The organism is Scandinavium sp. (genome assembly GCF_051650185.1).
GTDB lineage: Bacteria > Pseudomonadota > Gammaproteobacteria > Enterobacterales > Enterobacteriaceae > Scandinavium.
Genome location: NZ_JBOFIN010000054.1, coordinates 1 through 16,237 on the forward strand (window position 1 = coordinate 1; position 16,237 = coordinate 16,237).

Below are 16,237 nucleotides of genomic sequence, written 5' to 3' on the forward strand. Positions count from 1 at the left end.
AAGCGGGTTCGGCCCAGGTTTGGGTATCGTCGAGCCAGGAAGAAAGCATAAAAAAGCCCCATCAGAAAATTGATGAGGCTATTGTCGTCTACCCGCCGGATCGTTCAACCGATCATTCTGCTTAACCGATCGGTGTTACTCAGCAGAGGGGAATTTCTATTTCAGGCGTTCGGCCAGATAGCGCGGGTAGTCCGGGATTTGGATCTCAACCGGTGCGTTAAACGTCGGCGACTGGATGATGAAGTCCGCCGTGGCGACGTTAGTGGCAACAGGAATGTTCCAGACGGTTGCCAGGCGAAGCAACGCTTTGACATCCGGGTCGTGCGGTACGGCATTCAGCGGGTCCCAGAAGAAAATCAGCACATCAATTTTGCCTTCGGCAATCATTGCGCCGACCTGCTGATCGCCGCCCATCGGGCCGCTCAGCATGGCATTCACCTCCAGACAGGTGGCTCGCTGTACCAGATTGCCGGTGGTGCCAGTGCCATACAGAACATGCTGTGCCAGCAGCGGCTGATGGCGTTCGACCCAGGCTTTCAGCATCTGTTTGCAGTGATCGTGTGCGACCAGCGCAATGTGCTTGCGACCTGGTATTGTACGGGTAGTCAGTTCCATAATCAGTATCCCTTAATCAACATGCAGACAGATTACTGGAAGAGACTGAGGCTGCAAGAGACAACAGGCAAAAAGATCCTGCGCTATATCATGGCATCACGAAGAAGGCTGCGATTTTGCCCACTCCAGAAAGCGGTGGCGGGTTGCCGGGTCGGCCAGTTGAAACCAATATTTCAGACGCTGCTCGGTCAGGGTTTGCGACTGATAGGCCGGATTATCCAGTTCATTGGTTTTCGATAACAGCGTACTGTCGTCGGGCAAAGGCATGCTGAACTGAGTATCGGAGGCCTGTTTGTTGGCGAGGTTATAGGCCTCAACGGCCTTTTCGTAATCAATATTATCGCCCACCTGGGTGATCGCCAGAATATCGAGTTTGACCGGGATCGGCATTGCATTGCCATCCAGCAGACTGACATGCGGCGTCGAGGTAAATGCCTGGGTTTCTTGCAGCGTTTCAAGCCGCGGCAGGCTGAAGTTCACCTGGCCTATCAGCTGTGAATTGAAATTGGCGATAAGGGGAGGGGAAACATAAAGCTGGCGATTCTGATCGGGCAAGATCACCATCTTTTCCACGCGGAATACGACCTGATGAGGGCCATTATCCAGTTCAATACTTTCAGCGCCGCGCAGCAGCAGGCTGGACACTTTTTTTCCGTCGAGCACCAGCAAATTGATATCGCCTGAAAGCCGCAGCGTTGTGGCATGCGCGCTGACAGGAAGCATAAGCAGTAGCCAGAGTATGGCAATTCCCGTTCTCATCGGACTCTCCTGAAAAATAGCGCACCTTTAGAGTGTATCAAAATTTTACGAAAGTGATTTTTATTAACATATAGACACGATCCACGATTCCGCCCTCATACTCTGGTATGACTGAATGGCTGGCGTTTAAGGATTGTCGTACACTTGGCATAATTGCCCGGAGGACAGAATGAAAGAGAACGATATTGCAGGCATCCTGAAACAGACTCACACCATTGCGCTGGTGGGCGCGAGCGATAAACCTGATCGCCCGAGCTATCGCGTGATGAAGTATCTGCTGGATCAGGGATATCACGTTATCCCGGTGTCACCGAAGGTGGCAGGCAAAACGCTGTTAGGCCAACAGGGATATGGCACGCTAGCGGAAGTGCCGGAAAAAGTGGATATGGTGGATGTATTCCGCAATTCAGAAGCGGCATGGGGTGTGGCTCAGGAAGCGATTGCCATCGGCGCGAAAACGCTGTGGATGCAGCTTGGTGTGATTAATGAACAAGCTGCGGTGCTGGCGCAGGATGCCGGGCTGAATGTGGTGATGGATAAGTGCCCGGCGATTGAAATCCCTCGATTAGGGCTCGCCAGATAAAGAAAACCCCGCTGAACTGAGCGGGGTTTTTTGCTAGTTGCGCAGTCGGGGCGCCTGAAGCTGTTGGCGGATGGTTCGCGCCAGTTCGTCCATCGTCGGCTGTTCCGGATGCTCATCGCTGGCTTCGCTTTTCAGCTGGGCTTCCGCAAGATAGGTATGCACGGGCTGGCCCTCGTCATCTTCCATCACCACGTGATACCACGGCGAAGCGCGAAGCTCATCGTTCACTGCGACCTCATCTTCAGAGGGCTCATCAAGTGAATATTCCGGGTCGATATCGACAATCACGCCCAGATAGCCCAACAGCGAATGCCGGACCTGCTGGCCGATACCGAATTTGCTGGCAATCATCATAGTCACCTCCCGGGAAACATTACTCATAATGAATATGTGGGCAATGTTTCACTTTTCAACTTACATGACGCGACAGGCAAACCCTTTCAGATACAGCCCTTCCGGGTAGGTTGCGATCACCGGGTGATCGGCTGCCTGACGGAACTGCTCTATAAATTGTACATCACGCCCGGCATCCACAGCGGCGTCGGCGACGATTTTCTGAAATAAATCTGTGGTCATCAGGCCGGAACAGGAGAACGTCAGCAGCACGCCACCAGGGTTCAGCAACTGGATAGCCAGCATGTTGATGTCTTTATACCCGCGGCAGGCGCCCATCAGCTGGTTCTTGTTTTCGACGAATTTCGGCGGGTCCATCACGATCACGTCAAATTTCTCGCCTTCATCGCGGTATTTGCGCAGCAGCTTAAACACGTCGTCACGGACAAACTTCGCTTTGCTCAGGTCGAGTTTGTTCAGCTCAACGTTTTGCTTTGCAATATCCAGCGCTTCCTGAGAGGTATCGACGCTCGTGACTTCGCGGCAACCTCCCATCAGCGCAGACACGGCAAATCCGCCCGTGTAGGAGAAGCAGTTCAAAACGCGCTTGTCCTCGACGTAGCGACGCGTCGCCAGGCGGCTGTCACGCTGATCGAGGTAGTAACCGGTTTTGTGGCCGCCCTGAATATCAACCAGCAGTTTCATGCCGTGTTCTTCAATAGGCAGCAGGGCAGGCGGCAATTCGCCAGTGACCGGGCCCTGAGTCAGTTCCATGCCTTCTTTTTTACGTACGGCAACATCGCTGCGGTCGTAAATAGCGCATTCCGGGAACTGGGTTTGCAGGGCGCTAATCAATGCTGCTCGCTGGTACTCAGCACCTGCGCTCAGCAGTTGCAGCACCAGGAAGTTGCCAAAGCGGTCGATAGTCACGCCAGGTAACCCGTCAGATTCGCCAGCAATCAGGCGATAGCTGTCGAGGCCATCTTTTTTCGCCAGCCACTCACGCCAGGTTTGTGCCTGTGCCAGACGGCGTTCGAAAAAGGCGATATCAATGGATTCGTTTTTGTCGAACGTCCAGACACGTGCACGAATCTGCGAAGCCGGGGAATAAGCGCCGCGTGCCAGCCATTTGCCCTGATGGTCAACAATATCAATGGTCTCGCCGAGGGAGGCTTTGCCTTCCATGCGCGCAACCGCGCCGGAGAAGACCCATGGGTGACGGCGAAGTAAGGACTTTTCGCGGCCTTTGGCTAACACTAAACGTACGCTCATAATTTGCTATTCTGTTGGTTCAAAGAGATGGGAGACTGATGACAAAGTGTTGCCATCGCAGAACTGATACTGGATGTCAAAAAAATAAGGAAAATCAATTTATTGATTTTCGACTGCTAACCACAAGGAAGGAAAACCACGTTTTTTCCTTCCTTGTCAGACATCTAATGGGTGCCATTTTCCCATGTCAGGTGGGAAAAGCAATGAATAACGGGGATTGCCCTCGGCTGTTACGCAGGCTACTCTATTTTGCTCGCTGTATGTATCAACCGAAGCTGGCCGTTTTCCATATGAAAAACCCGGTCCGCCGACGCGAGGGTTTCTGGCCTGTGGGCGATAAGCAGGACAGGTATGCCTGTCTGACGCAGGGTCTGGCTGATAACAATTTCGCTTTCGACATCCAGATGACTGGTTGCTTCATCAAGAAGCAAAAACCCAGGGCTTTTATACAAAGCCCTCGCCAGGAGAATACGTTGCTTTTGCCCTCCGGATAAGCCTCCGCCCGTTTCACCGAGCAAAGTCTGGTATCCCATCGGCATTGCCATTATTTCAGGATCAATAAGCGCTAATTTCGCGCACCGCACCATTCGTTCATGATTACGCTCATCGTTGAAAAAAATAATATTATCGGCGATGGATCCTCGAAATAAATGATCGTCCTGAAGTACCGTGCCAATTCTCTGGCGGACCTGAAAATAGTCGGGGTGAGAATGGGGGATGCCAAATGCCGTAATTGCGCCTTGCTCAGGAGCGCTAATGCCCAAAATAAGCTTAACCAGTGTTGACTTTCCACAACCTGATTTACCTGTAATAGCAACGACTTCACCAGGATGGAGGGTAAGGCTCACATTTTCTATTACCCGGATATTGCTGCCCTTGTGGCTGAAGGCTATTTGTTGAAGAGATAAGGGCGGGTAGCCCCCTGCCGGAAATTGCCCTGGCATTATCACAACGCTCTTTTCTGCTATGTCATCTGACCAGGGATCGGCATGAATGTGATGGCCTTCGGTGGGATTAAGGACGATATCAGCCAGGCGCTCATTGTAGATATCTAACATCCGCCATGAAAAAAATTTGTCTGTCAGGCTGCTGATGCTGGACGAAAATCGCCCCTGATAAGACAGAAAGGCTATCAGCATTCCGACGGTGAAGGTGCCGTTAAGGACTTCGCCTGCCCCTTTCCACAACACGACGGCAGAGACAACGCTGCCGGTCAACGTATGTGCGATGTCGTAGCACATGAGCAGCCGGCTCTGGCGTAATTCTGTATTTCGCCGAATGACATTCAGGTTTAACCAGGCCGCCTCGCGATGGGTGGAAACACCGTTAATCCTGAGACTCAGCATTCCATTCAGCGTTTCCAGAAAATGCCCGGATTCTCTGGTACCTGCGTCCCACGCATCTTCTGCCGATTGACGCAGTGACGGATACCATACTGCACGCAGTACGCCATAAATAACGGCAGCAAGCACAGCGATAAGCGCCATATCTGGGCTGTAGAGCAACATCATCCCGAAAGAAGTGATGACCAGAAGGACGTCAAGAATGCCTTCGAGCACCTGGGTGGTTAAGGCTTCCTGAATAGTATCGATGGCGCTAAATCGGGCGTTAATGCTTCCTTTGCTCCTCGCGTCGTACCATGAGAGCGGAAGCCGGATAAGATGGTGGAACACCCGTGCAGTCCACTGCATATTAAAATTGACGGATAACGTAATACTTGCCCACTGGCGGGCCAGCGATAACAGCATTTGCGTCAAAGATAAAAGCAAGAGGGCAATAATAATGATGGTCAACAGGCTTTGATCTGCGGCGACCAGAACTTCATCAATGACTATTTGATTCAGCAACGGGCTTCCCAGAGCCAGAATTTCTAGCGCCAGTGCAAAAATAATAATTTTTAGCATGGCGGAGAAAAGCCCCGGCGTTTTGCCGGTTAGCTGGCGTAGCCTGATTTTCTTTCTCTCATCTCTTTGAATAAAGTCACTCGCAGGGGATAGCTCCAGCGCGATGCCGGTAAAATACTTGTTGGCCTCTTTTAGCGAAATAAGGACTTTTCCTCTGCCCGGATCATGAATAATCAGACTGCTACTCCGAACCTTATGCAGGACGACAAAATGATTCATATTCCAGTGAAGAATGCAGGGGAGAGTCAGGGATTTTAGTTCGTTAAGTTCTAACCTGAGCGCTCTTGAGGAGAGCTGTAGTCCAGCAGCACATTCGATGAGTCTTTTAAGCGTCATCCCCTGAGTGCTTATTGCAAAGCGCTCCCGCAGGGTGGGGAGATCGGTTCGGAGGCCATGCCAACAGCTTATCATCGCAAGGCAGGCTAGCCCGCATTCCGCGGATTCGGTTTGGCGAATTGCAGGAAGGTGCTTTCTGCAGGTCCATTTGAGTGATTCCATCACAATTTTCCTTTGAGGCTCCAGAGAGGTTCGGTTAACCATTCCCACAAATGCCGGGTATCAAGACTGACGTCTCCTTCAAGGGTCATTCCCGGGCGTAAGGGCTCATTTCTGCCATAGGCCACGATAAAGGTATGGTCGGGATCGACGATCACGCGGTAGTGGCCCTCATTTTCTTTCCAGGCTACCGGCGAGATTGAAAGTAAATCTGCGGGGGTGAGAGTCGTACGGCTGATTTCACGAATTTTTCCATACTGCACGCCAAATTTCTGATAAGGAAAGGCGGCAAACCTGAGCGCGACTTTTTGGCCTGGCTGAATAAAACCTGCGTTCTGGCTTGCCGCATAGAGTTCAATCTGTAAGCGGGCATTATCCGGCACCAGCGTCATCACAGGCTCTGCTGCTTTTACGGATTGCCCTTGTCGGATAAGAACAGCGGCAACCGTGCCAGGCACAGGGGATGTCAGCGTGAAATTTTCCTGTCCTTCAAGCTCAACGAGCTGGTGGCTGATACCCTGAAGCTGCCTGTCCAGCTCGGTTTTTCGGCTGCCGCCCAGCGCAATAAGATGGTTAAGTTCATCCTGTGCCGTCTCCAGCGCGGTACGAAGCTGGAGCAAGATCTGCCGCTTATCTTCGACGTTTTCTTCGGCGGAAGAGACCTCTATTTGTTTCTGCTGGAATTCGATAGCGGAAACGTAATGGCTGGCAACGAGTTTGCGATAGCGGTTCATCACCGAGGCTGACAGCTCCGCCTGATGCTCTGCCAGCTTCAGGCGTTGTTCAGCACTTTTCATCTGGGGCTGTAATGAATCAATCCGCTGTCGGGCCGCAAGCTGTTGCTGATTATTATCGCGTGATTCCTGCGCTTGCTGAGAGGCAAGCATGGCGTATTGGGTTTTTAGCGACATGCTCATGGCTGCAAGGGTGCCTGCGCCTTGACCGTTGTAGCGTTCTCCGCTTATTCGATAGAGGGTTTCTCCGGCATTGACGTGTTGACCTTCCGTAACGGTTAATGCCGTGACATAGCCTGAATAGTGGGGAGTGATTTTTATTAGCCCTGATGAGGGCATGACAATGCCGGACAGGTGAGCTTTTCGCGTATATTCACCTGAATAAATGAAAGCAAAAATTAAAAAGAGCAGAGCGAGAGTGGAGATGGCACTAAAAAACAGGCCAAATGATGAAGGAATAATAATCTCTCCATACTCTGTTTCAGTCTGATGGTTTACAGCTTCCTTTCTGAATAAATTCATTTATCTTAAAATGCTTTCTCTATTTAGAATAAGTGTGAATGCTTTGCCTGAAAAGAGTATTCCCTGATTGATCTCTTACTTTTGGGCCTGACTCTGCCATATGAATTAACTACTCGACTTATTATAGCGATTACTTTCATCAGCACCCACGGGGGATCTGCCGGGGTAACCCATATTCCGCCACTGACTAACACGATCTCATAAAAACGTAATCCGCTGAGGGCTGGCATACAATCTCTTTATAAGAACTTATTTGAACTTCTCGACTGTTACACAGTGAAACTATTTATGCAATGTGAACAGATAAAAATATTGGTAATAACCTAAAACGAACTAAGCTGATAGTGCTTTCCCGCATCAGTGGGATAGGGCAAAGAATAACGGGGGAACAGCTATGGCACAGGTGTGCACAATCGCATGGGTTCACGGTCTGGTTCAGGGCGTAGGATTTCGTTACAGCACCCAGCGCGAGGCATTAAAACTGGGTCTTACAGGTTACGCGCGTAATCTGGATGATGGCAGCGTGGAAGTGTTAGCGTGTGGCGAAGCAAGTCATGTGGAACAACTTGTCGCCTGGCTCAAGGCTGGTGGACCGCGCAGTGCCCGGGTGGACAAGGTTCTGACCGAACCTCATCAGCCCGGGAAAGAATGGCATGATTTCGGGATTCGCTATTAAATGCACTTCACCGGTTTTGGCAGGCCAGCAATTTTCGTAGCCTGCTTAGCCGGGCCTTTCGGGAACAGGCGATACAGATAGCGACTGTTACCTTTTTCTTCGCCGAACTTTTTCGCCATTGCCTTAACCAGCATGCGGATCGCGGGAGAAGTATTAAACTCCAGGTAAAACTCACGAACGAAGCGCACGACTTCCCAGTGCTCAGGCGTGAGCGCTATCTCTTCTTTCTGAGCAATCACTTCGGCAAGCCCTTCGCTCCACAGATTGCTTTCTTTCAGATAACCATCGCTGTCTGTCTCGATTTCCTGGCCTTCAAAATTCAACATAATCACTCTAACCGTTTGCAGAAAACCGCCGCAGTGTAGCAAAAAACAAAACCCCGCATAAGCGGGGTTTGGGGTGAAGCTCAGGTTCAGTCTTAGTCGCGGCTGGCGAAACCAAGGATGCTCAACAGGCTCACGAAGATGTTGTACAGCGATACATACAGGCTGACGGTAGCGCGAATATAGTTCGTTTCACCGCCGCGGATGATGTTGCTGGTCTCAAACAGGATGGCGCCAGAAGAGATCAGAATAAACACCGCACTGATAGCCAGATGCAGGGCCGGCAGCTGAAGGAAGATGTTCGCAACCATCCCAATCAGCACTACCACGATCCCGGCCATCAGCATGCCGCCGAGGAAGGACATATCTTTGCGAGTGGTCAGCACATAAGCCGAGCAGGCGAAGAACACCAGCGCTGTACCGCCGAGCGCCATACCGATGACATCACCCATGCCCGCAGAGATATAGGCATTCAGCATTGGGCCGAGGATGTAACCCAGGAAGCCGGTAAAGGCAAACGCAGACAAAATGCCGACCGGTTTATCAGCCGTTTTATAAGTCAGGAACATCAGGCCGTACATGCCGACCAGCGTCAGGATCAGACCCGGGGACGGCAGCATCAGCACGGTACTTGCCGTCGCTGTAATGGCCGAAAACGCCAGCGTCAGGCTCAGCAGAAAATAGGTATTACGCAGGACTTTGTGTGTGCTCAGAAGCGATGAACGATCGCGCGACGAGGTAATAATACGATCCATAGTGTCACTCTCTTTTAAAGACAGTTGTAATAACTGCTGAGAATATGGAAACAAAGTCCAAAGCTCTAGTGGTTTTACCCATCTTTACTGACCCGTTAGCCCCTTAAATCAGAGCATTATGCCAGCAACGCATACCCCGGCAGAATGTTTGGTGTTTTTCCGATTTCAATCAGATCGACCTCTTATAGGTTGCTGAAAAATATTGCGTTATTGCCAAAGCACCGCTAACACTGAAGGCGGAACAGGCAAAAATGAAATCAATAAGGCAAAGGATATGAAACCACAAAAACACAATTATATTACGCTGGCATTCATGGCTGCAGGACTGCTGAGTACAGCCTCAATGAGTTGGGCGGCGCAGGTCCCAGCCGGAACGCAGTTAGCAGAGAAGCAGGAACTGGTCAGAAATAACGGCAATGAGCCTGCCACGCTTGACCCGCACAGAGTAGAAAGTGACGTTGAAGGCAATATTATCAGGGATATCTTCGAGGGATTGGTTTCGGTTAATCAGGATGGTTCGATTGCTCCTCGGCTGGCGGATAAGTGGGAGCAGAAGGACAACACGGTCTGGACATTCCATTTGCGTCCTGGCATCACCTGGTCTGACGGCACAGCGATCACTGCACACGATGTGGTCTGGAGCTGGCAGCGTCTGGTTGATCCCAAAACATCGTCACCGTACGCCAGTTACCCGGGCAGTATGCATATTGTGAATGCTGAAGAGATTGCCTCGGGTAAAAAATCACCAGACACGTTGGGGGTTAAAGCGCTGGATGATAATACCCTGCAGGTGACGCTGACTCAGCCCAACGCGGTGTTTCTCTCCATGCTTGATCACTATGTGATGGTGCCGGTTGACCCGGTGCTGGTTAAGCGTTTTGGCGATAAGTGGACCCAACCGCAGCATATCGTTACCAGTGGGGCCTATACGCCGACGGAATGGGTGGTAAATGAACGCATCGTTGCAAAGCGAAATCCCAAATATTGGGATAACGAACATACCGTCATCAACAAAGTGACCTATCTGCCGATTAATTCAGAAGCATCCGACGTCAACCGTTATAAGGCGGGTGAGATCGACATCGTTTATACCCTGCCAATCAACCAGTTTACCCAGCTGAAGAAAACTCTGGGCAGCGAGGTGAATGTCGCCCCTCAACTGGCAACGGCTTACTATCAGTTCAACACCACTAAAGCCCCTTTTAACGATCCGCGCGTTCGTCTGGCGCTGAATATGGGGCTCGACAAAGACATCATCGCCGAGAAAGTGTTAGGGCAGGGGCAACGCGCGGCATGGCTTGTCAGTCAGCCCGAAATTGGTGGCGTCACGCTGAAAAATCCGGATTACGCGAGCTGGCCGCGTGAAAAGCGAATTGCCGAGGCGAAAAAACTGCTGGCAGAAGCTGGATTCGGTGAAAACCATCCGCTGTCCTTCAACTTGCTGTACAACACCAGTGAGTCGCTGCAACGTCTTGCGATTGCGGCAAGCTCGATGTGGAAGAAAAATCTCGGCGTTGAGGCGAAATTGCAAAACCAGGAATGGAAAACGATGCTGGACGCCATGCATACCGGCAGTTATGACGTTGTACGCTACGCCTGGATTGCGGATTACGACGATGCCTCTTCTTTCCTCAATAACTTCCGCACGGGCGACAGTCAGAACACGACTAAATACAGCAACGCGGACTTTGATCAGGCGCTGACAGAAGCCTCTAAAGCGACCGATGTGGCAAAACGCCGTGACTACTATCAAAAGGCAGAAGATATTCTGGCGAAAGACGTGCCAGCCATCCCGGTTTACCACTATGTCCGCACACATTTGATGAAACCGTGGGTAGGTGGGTTCACGCCGGATAAGCTGGGCTTCTACTTCACCAAAGATATGTACATCATTAAGCACTAAAAAAAGCGGGAAAAGATGCTGATAATCTGCACGATATGCCGATATTTCAGGCGATTAAATGCATTTTGACTGTTTTTCAGGCAAACGAACAAAGTGGGGGTTTACAGGATGCCTTCTGATGTTTAAAGTACGCCTCACTTAGGAAGCGTGGCCGAGCGGTTGAAGGCACCGGTCTTGAAAACCGGCGACCCGAAAGGGTTCTAGAGTTCGAATCTCTACGCTTCCGCCAAATTAAACAAGGGGTTACCGAAAGGTAACCCCTTGTTTAATTTGGCTGTTGGTATATTCACTTGGTCTATTTTCACTACCGATCACTTCCTATGAACAACATTTTGGCTTTAGGCTGGCGCAGCCAGGCTTTTTTGGCATTGTTCCACCATGTATTAAACGTCTTTTTGTTCATCCTCCCGCCGGTCGGTGAAGGGATCACATATCCTACCGCTGACTTGTGGGCAAAATGTTTGCTTGCAAGGGCGATGGCGGTCTTCAGTTTTGGCGTCCATTTTTTGAACTGCTTTTTGCCAGTTTTATTCTGCTCAATGAAAATGCCACCTGCTCGCAGATCTGGAACCTGCAAATCGAAGATGTCACCCTCTCGCGCCGCGCACAGATAAGATACTTCCATCACCACTTGTAGCTCTGGTTGTTGTGGTCTGAAGCTTACGTAACCTGTCACAGGCACCCATTCGTTCTTCAGACTCCGGAAGAAGCTTTCCATTGGGCTATTATCCCAACAGTTTCCACGCCCACTCATACTCTGCCGGCTTGTACTGCTCTGAGCGCTGTGGAACATCACTCCCGCGGGCTTGTCGCGCGTATCCCATGCCATTCCCTGCGCTTCAAATGGTGTAAGAATGAACTGAATATCGCTCGGAGCCAGTTTCCGCTGACATGTAGATCGAGAACAGCCGGTTTCTGCCTTAATCCATGTTTGGTGCAAGAATTTTCCGGTTAATATGCTTGTAGCTCAACCTTTTGTTAGCTGTCAGTCACTGATGTCACTTGTCTGAGGTGCCCCAGAAAATTCGAGATTAGTGGTTTTTGGATTAGGCATGCATATAATTCATTGTGATTATTGTTTTTATTTAAATTTATAACAAATTGTTTACCCATTCGTTATCAGATGGACTGATTTGACGTTTTTTATTCTGTTAAAACTTAATGGCCAAAGCAATGAAGTAGTTATGTTTGAGGCAATTGGAATGAGAAATTTTACTATGTGAATGATAAACAAAAAAATAAAAGGTGTTGGTTATGAATTTAAAATCTACAATCTCTTGCTGTATTACAGCGGCTTTGCTTCCCGTATTCTCTGCACACGCAGTCGTTGTGGCCCGTGGACAGGAAGGTATTCCCCTTGAAGAAGGGCGGACAGCACCTCCCTCGATTTTCCCGGATGAGCATGTTATAACTGCGCAGCCATCCCCCTCTGAAATTAATCCTTCTTTTCTTGGGCCGGTGTTATTGATGAAATCAGGGCAAGTGGATTTAGTTAAAGGCACGGTCACGCTCCCTTTATATGAAGGTAAACTGGAATCTGGGGAAACGGTATGGTCAATTATTACCGATGTTTCCGATCAGCAACTGGCGCAGCTTCATGGTGCTGTATTTTCGGCGAAAATGGCTTACGGTATCACAGACGACAACGCCCGAATGGCGAGAGTTGAACAGTCTGGTGCATTTATTTTTAATAAAGGCAAAGTCGATTTCTCACCAGGATTAAGTATCACGCCAGGAAATAAGCCTGATTACTTTCCTCCTAAACATGCGCAAGCAGGTTCTGTGGGTGATGCCGATTATACTCCAATGGTGAAAATTGCAGGCGGCAGTGCGGTATATAATATGCCAACCGTTGCTGAGAATGTGTCAGCAGAAAAGCTGAATACGATGTGCGATGGTAACGTCGATCATACGCTCGTGCACGATAAAGTGGTACGTATTTGCCCGAAAACGAAATCAGTGACGCTGAATATGACGCTTGGTTATACTTTTGGCAAACCTGTTTTTTATATCTCAACGGATTCGAATGATAAAACCATCGCTGCCCTTGAAACTTCTACTTATACCCCTGCGTTAAGCAAATTACCATTTTCACTTGAAGATGCTTCGCCAGGCGAGTTTGCAGAACGTATTTATGCGTTTGCCAACGGCCCGGTCGGTATTAACAACCCGTTTCGTCAGGGTGTCAACAGCGCGCTTTCTGATAAAGGCTCCCATGGACCTTTAAATGTGCTGGGGGGTATTCCAACCATTAACCTTGATTACTCCCCAATGTGGCGTCTGTTCCCGGTTAAATGGACTAAAGAAGCCATTGCAAAAGGCTATCGAACAAAACTGACTAACGCATTTGATATCGAGAATGCCGCAGAGAAAGGATTGGTGGTGAGCCTGGTTGATGGTAAAGCACCAAAAGCCGCGGGGATCATCATCAACTGCCCGGTCGTTTATCGCATCAACTGATAACGAATGAATGTCGTCGTACCCAGAGCAGTTTGATTCTGTTCAGCGTAAATCCTGGTGATTTACGCTGCGCGTTTTTTCACGTCAGCAATAAAGAAAAACACCCCAGCAGCTTATTTCCAAATGAGAGCTGTTGTCGAGATATCGCCAGTCGTTACATTGCATATCGCTTAGGGAAACTATTATGACTGATAATACATCTGTGCCATCACTTTCCAAAGACACGCAACCCCTCAAAGGATCGCTCAGTTTTATTGAAGGAGTGGCGATGATCGTAGGCACCAATGTGGGGGCCGGGGTGTTGTCGATTGCCTATGCCTCTCGAAAAGCCGGCTTCTTTCCTTTGTTATTCTGGTTAACTGTGGTGGGCATTCTGACCACCATCACAATGCTGTATGTGGCGGAGGCCACGTTACGAACCAATTCGCATCTTCAGTTAAGTGGTTTGGCGCAGCGCTATGTCGGGAAAACCGGCTCGTGGTTGATATTTTTATCTGTTTGTATCAACAGCGTTGGCGCGTTAACGGCGTATATGACGGGGAGTGGGAAATTAATCAATGCACTGTTGGGTGTGTCACCGGCCATTGGCAGTATTTTATTTTTTATTCCTGCCACCGGGGTGTTATATCTTGGGCTAAAAGCCATTGGTCGGGGGGAGAAGTTCATCAGCATCGGGATGCTGGTGATGATAGCCCTGTTGATTAGCGGAACTTTTCTCAGTCACTCCACCCACCTGAGTTATTTGACCGAAGGGGACTGGCGTTATATGGTGCCCATTTTTAATGTCGTGGTTTTTTCATTCTCTGCACAATATATCGTCCCGGAAATGGCCAGAGGTTTTGGCGATAAAGCGGATCAGCTACCAAAGGCTATTATCGTCGGGATGAGTATTACCTTTCTGTTATTAGCTTTCGTTCCGCTGTCGGTCATCGTGCTGAACGGTCTGAGTAATATTACGGATGTGGCCACGATTGCATGGGGAAAAGCCCTGGGCGAATGGGCATTTTTTGCTGCCAACCTCTTTGCGCTGTGCGCGATGCTGACATCCTATTGGGGGTTGGGTGGCAGTTTCTTGAGCAACATCTTTGATAAGTTTCGGCTTGGGGACGATGGCATTGGCTTTCGTCGTTTTGTCGTGCTGCTTATTGTTGTACTGCCTCCGTTTATTCTCGCCTACAGCGGGTTCGTTTCCTTTGTTAACGCACTCTATTTCGCCGGGGTATTTAGCGGATTAGTCCTGTCAATTATGCCGATACTGATCCTCGCCGGGGCAAGGAAAAAGGGAGATGTGACTCCCCTCTGGGTGTGCAATATGCGAATAACCTCGCTTTTGATGTACACAATCATTGTTGCGCTGTATGCCGCAAGTGCCGTTTACGCCGTGCTGGCTTTGTTGGGCTATCTTCCCGCAGGATGGTGAGCCGTAAAACCCTCTCCGAACGAACTCCGGGGAGGGTATTTACAGCTCAGAGCATATTCTGGTTAAAGACGATCATCTTACTTTCTGTCATCTCTTCCATCGTTAAGGGTATTCCTCCGCAGCGATAACCTGATTGCTGCCTTCCACTAAAGGGCATCCAGTCGGCACGAAAAGCGCTGTGATCGTTGATGAGCACCGTTGAGGCATTGAGCCTTTCTGCGCAGGCCAGGGCAAGGCTGAGATCTTCGGTGAAAATACTTCCCTGAAACGCAACGGGAAGGGCATTCGCGGAGTGAATGGCCTGATAAACATCCTGGTAGCTGTAAATGCAGGTCACCGGACCAAATACTTCCTGGGCGGAAACTTTACTGTGCGATGTGGGGTTAAGCAGAATGGCGGGTAACAACGTGGTCTGGCTAAGGCGGCCGCCGCCCAACAGCGTTGCGCCGGTATCTACCGCCTCCTGAATCCAGGTTTCTACGCGCGCTGTTTCTTTTGGCGTAATCAGCGGCCCGACTTCGGTTTCGGGGCGTTCAGGATCGCCCACTTTCAATGCCTGCACGCGTTGGCTAAATCGTTCAACAAACTCGGCCTGAATGGCGGAATGGACGAAAATACGTTGGACAGACACGCAGACTTGCCCGGCATGATAGTAACCTCCCTTCACCAGGCGCTCCACCGCGATATCCAGATTGGCCGTTTTATCGACAATCACCGGCGCGGCACCGCCATGCTCCAGCGCACAGCGTGTTCCCGCTGGCAGGCGTGAGCGCAGGTACCAGCCGACTTTTGCCGATCCGATAAAGCTCAAAAACGCCACACGGTTGTCGGTTGCAAGCGCTTCGGCCCCCTCATTGCTCGCCGGTAAAAAGCTTTGCACCCATCCCTCCGGCATCCCCGCTTCCGCCAGCAGTTCCAGTAACCGGAGACAGGACAGCGGGGTGACAAGTGCGGGTTTAACGATAACCGGGCACCCCACGGCGATGGCCGGGATCACCTGATGCACCACCAGGTTTAAGGGGTGATTGAAGGCGGAGATCGCCGCCACGACGCCAATAGGCTCTTTGACGGTAAACGCCCTGCGTTGCGAGGTCGCCTGGGTGAGCCCCATTGGGATCTCTTTGCCAGCGAAATTCAACATGCTGTCGATGGCGTTGTTGACGCCATCGATGGCTCGCATCGTTTCTGTCATCGCATCGGCATAAGGCTTTCCGCCTTCACGAGCAATCAGCATGGCAAAGGCTTCACGTTCAGCCAGCATCAACGACGCCAGTTTGCGCAAGATCTGAATACGCTGATACGGAAGAAGCCAGTTCTCTCGTTGTCGGAACCTGTTGTGGGCGATCTCCAGTTTGAGGTTGAGATCGTCGGATGAGTCGGGCGTCAGGATTTTTAATGGGGTACGATCATAAGCATGAACAACTTCTATCATAATGGCTCTAAAAGCTTTCCCGCATCGTTGCCGGAGCACGCTGCTTTCCGC

General features: G+C 50.3%; 14 protein-coding genes, 1 tRNA gene and 1 pseudogene. 6 read left to right on the top strand and 10 right to left on the bottom strand.

From position 1 onward, the window contains the following. Window positions 1–156: 156 nt before the first annotated feature. Together mgsA and csgI are read right to left on the bottom strand one after the other, a co-directional pair. Entirely contained in the window at window positions 157–615 is a 459-nt protein-coding gene (gene mgsA, locus ACRCWW_RS06165) for a methylglyoxal synthase (protein ID WP_438681619.1), read from the bottom strand. 96 nt (window positions 616–711) lie between these two features. Further along, the gene (gene csgI, locus ACRCWW_RS06170; RefSeq protein WP_438681620.1) at window positions 712–1,374 is read right to left on the bottom strand and encodes a curli synthesis inhibitor; all 663 of its coding nucleotides are present in this window, start codon (window positions 1,372–1,374) and stop codon (window positions 712–714) included. Window positions 1,375–1,543: 169 nt separating this feature from the next. Between csgI and ACRCWW_RS06175 the strand changes: the two genes are divergently transcribed. Next, window positions 1,544–1,957 (top strand): CoA-binding protein, encoded by a 414-nt coding sequence (locus ACRCWW_RS06175; RefSeq protein ID WP_438681621.1) that lies wholly within the window; start codon window positions 1,544–1,546, stop codon window positions 1,955–1,957. 33 nt (window positions 1,958–1,990) lie between these two features. Here ACRCWW_RS06175 and hspQ read toward each other — a convergent pair whose 3' ends face one another. The 4 genes from hspQ to ACRCWW_RS06195 all read right to left on the bottom strand — a co-directional run bounded on the left by hspQ (window position 1,991) and on the right by ACRCWW_RS06195 (window position 7,217). Beyond that, window positions 1,991–2,308: a heat shock protein HspQ gene (gene hspQ, locus ACRCWW_RS06180; RefSeq protein ID WP_438681664.1), complete on the bottom strand. Its 318-nt coding sequence runs from the start codon at window positions 2,306–2,308 to the stop codon at window positions 1,991–1,993. 63 nt (window positions 2,309–2,371) lie between these two features. Beyond that, complete coding sequence (gene rlmI, locus ACRCWW_RS06185; protein ID WP_438681622.1) at window positions 2,372–3,562, bottom strand: 23S rRNA (cytosine(1962)-C(5))-methyltransferase RlmI; 1,191 nt, start codon at window positions 3,560–3,562, stop codon at window positions 2,372–2,374. 239 nt (window positions 3,563–3,801) lie between these two features. Continuing rightward, entirely contained in the window at window positions 3,802–5,964 is a 2,163-nt protein-coding gene (locus ACRCWW_RS06190; protein ID WP_438681623.1) for a peptidase domain-containing ABC transporter, read from the bottom strand. Beyond that, window positions 5,964–7,217: an HlyD family secretion protein gene (locus ACRCWW_RS06195; RefSeq protein WP_438681624.1), complete on the bottom strand. Its 1,254-nt coding sequence runs from the start codon at window positions 7,215–7,217 to the stop codon at window positions 5,964–5,966. The genes ACRCWW_RS06190 and ACRCWW_RS06195 overlap by 1 nt, the downstream gene beginning before the upstream one ends. Window positions 7,218–7,611: 394 nt before the next feature. Between ACRCWW_RS06195 and yccX the strand changes: the two genes are divergently transcribed. Further along, window positions 7,612–7,893, top strand: coding sequence for an acylphosphatase (yccX, locus tag ACRCWW_RS06200; RefSeq protein ID WP_438681625.1), 282 nt, complete (start codon window positions 7,612–7,614; stop codon window positions 7,891–7,893). Here the strand turns inward: yccX and tusE are convergent. Both tusE and yccA read right to left on the bottom strand, forming a co-directional pair. Then, complete coding sequence (gene tusE / locus ACRCWW_RS06205; RefSeq protein WP_438681626.1) at window positions 7,890–8,219, bottom strand: sulfurtransferase TusE; 330 nt, start codon at window positions 8,217–8,219, stop codon at window positions 7,890–7,892. The two genes, yccX and tusE, sit on opposite strands and share 4 nt — an antisense overlap. 92 nt (window positions 8,220–8,311) lie before the next feature. Then, window positions 8,312–8,971 carry an FtsH protease modulator YccA gene (gene yccA / locus ACRCWW_RS06210; RefSeq protein WP_438681627.1) on the bottom strand — a complete coding sequence of 220 codons (660 nt, stop codon included), beginning with the start codon at window positions 8,969–8,971 and terminating at the stop codon, window positions 8,312–8,314. A gap of 274 nt (window positions 8,972–9,245) precedes the next feature. Here yccA and ACRCWW_RS06215 point away from each other — a divergent pair, with 274 nt between their 5' ends. After that, a complete protein-coding gene (locus tag ACRCWW_RS06215; RefSeq protein ID WP_438681628.1) occupies window positions 9,246–10,874 on the top strand; it encodes an ABC transporter substrate-binding protein in 1,629 nt (542 codons plus the stop codon). A gap of 141 nt (window positions 10,875–11,015) precedes the next feature. Further along, window positions 11,016–11,103: transfer RNA gene (locus ACRCWW_RS06220), tRNA-Ser, on the top strand. A 75-nt stretch (window positions 11,104–11,178) separates the two neighbouring features. Here the strand turns inward: ACRCWW_RS06220 and ACRCWW_RS06225 are convergent. Continuing rightward, window positions 11,179–11,715: pseudogene (locus tag ACRCWW_RS06225) on the bottom strand (hypothetical protein); the annotation flags it as partial. A 413-nt stretch (window positions 11,716–12,128) separates the two neighbouring features. Here ACRCWW_RS06225 and ACRCWW_RS06230 point away from each other — a divergent pair. Both ACRCWW_RS06230 and ACRCWW_RS06235 read left to right on the top strand, forming a co-directional pair. Then, window positions 12,129–13,334, top strand: coding sequence for a DUF7482 domain-containing protein (locus ACRCWW_RS06230; RefSeq protein WP_438681629.1), 1,206 nt, complete (start codon window positions 12,129–12,131; stop codon window positions 13,332–13,334). 184 nt (window positions 13,335–13,518) lie between these two features. Continuing rightward, on the top strand, window positions 13,519–14,754 hold the full coding sequence (locus ACRCWW_RS06235; protein WP_438681630.1) for an aromatic amino acid transport family protein: 1,236 nt from the start codon (window positions 13,519–13,521) through the stop codon (window positions 14,752–14,754). Window positions 14,755–14,800: 46 nt separating this feature from the next. Here ACRCWW_RS06235 and ACRCWW_RS06240 read toward each other — a convergent pair whose 3' ends face one another. Beyond that, window positions 14,801–16,186 carry an aldehyde dehydrogenase family protein gene (locus ACRCWW_RS06240; protein ID WP_438681631.1) on the bottom strand — a complete coding sequence of 462 codons (1,386 nt, stop codon included), beginning with the start codon at window positions 16,184–16,186 and terminating at the stop codon, window positions 14,801–14,803. Window positions 16,187–16,237: the final 51 nt, after the last annotated feature.

Bases quoted from the DNA above. Each gene is read 5' to 3' on its own strand.
- ACRCWW_RS06215 (WP_438681628.1), top strand. From the start codon at position 9,246: ATGAAACCACAAAAACACAATTATATTACGCTGGCATTCATGGCTGCA.
- rlmI (WP_438681622.1), bottom strand. From the start codon at position 3,562: ATGAGCGTACGTTTAGTGTTAGCCAAAGGCCGCGAAAAGTCCTTACTT.
- ACRCWW_RS06190 (WP_438681623.1), bottom strand. From the start codon at position 5,964: ATGGAATCACTCAAATGGACCTGCAGAAAGCACCTTCCTGCAATTCGC.
- mgsA (WP_438681619.1), bottom strand. From the start codon at position 615: ATGGAACTGACTACCCGTACAATACCAGGTCGCAAGCACATTGCGCTG.
- hspQ (WP_438681664.1), bottom strand. From the start codon at position 2,308: ATGATTGCCAGCAAATTCGGTATCGGCCAGCAGGTCCGGCATTCGCTG.
- ACRCWW_RS06240 (WP_438681631.1), bottom strand. From the start codon at position 16,186: ATGATAGAAGTTGTTCATGCTTATGATCGTACCCCATTAAAAATCCTG.
- ACRCWW_RS06175 (WP_438681621.1), top strand. From the start codon at position 1,544: ATGAAAGAGAACGATATTGCAGGCATCCTGAAACAGACTCACACCATT.
- yccA (WP_438681627.1), bottom strand. From the start codon at position 8,971: ATGGATCGTATTATTACCTCGTCGCGCGATCGTTCATCGCTTCTGAGC.
- yccX (WP_438681625.1), top strand. From the start codon at position 7,612: ATGGCACAGGTGTGCACAATCGCATGGGTTCACGGTCTGGTTCAGGGC.
- ACRCWW_RS06195 (WP_438681624.1), bottom strand. From the start codon at position 7,217: ATGAATTTATTCAGAAAGGAAGCTGTAAACCATCAGACTGAAACAGAG.
- csgI (WP_438681620.1), bottom strand. From the start codon at position 1,374: ATGAGAACGGGAATTGCCATACTCTGGCTACTGCTTATGCTTCCTGTC.
- ACRCWW_RS06230 (WP_438681629.1), top strand. From the start codon at position 12,129: ATGAATTTAAAATCTACAATCTCTTGCTGTATTACAGCGGCTTTGCTT.
- tusE (WP_438681626.1), bottom strand. From the start codon at position 8,219: ATGTTGAATTTTGAAGGCCAGGAAATCGAGACAGACAGCGATGGTTAT.
- ACRCWW_RS06235 (WP_438681630.1), top strand. From the start codon at position 13,519: ATGACTGATAATACATCTGTGCCATCACTTTCCAAAGACACGCAACCC.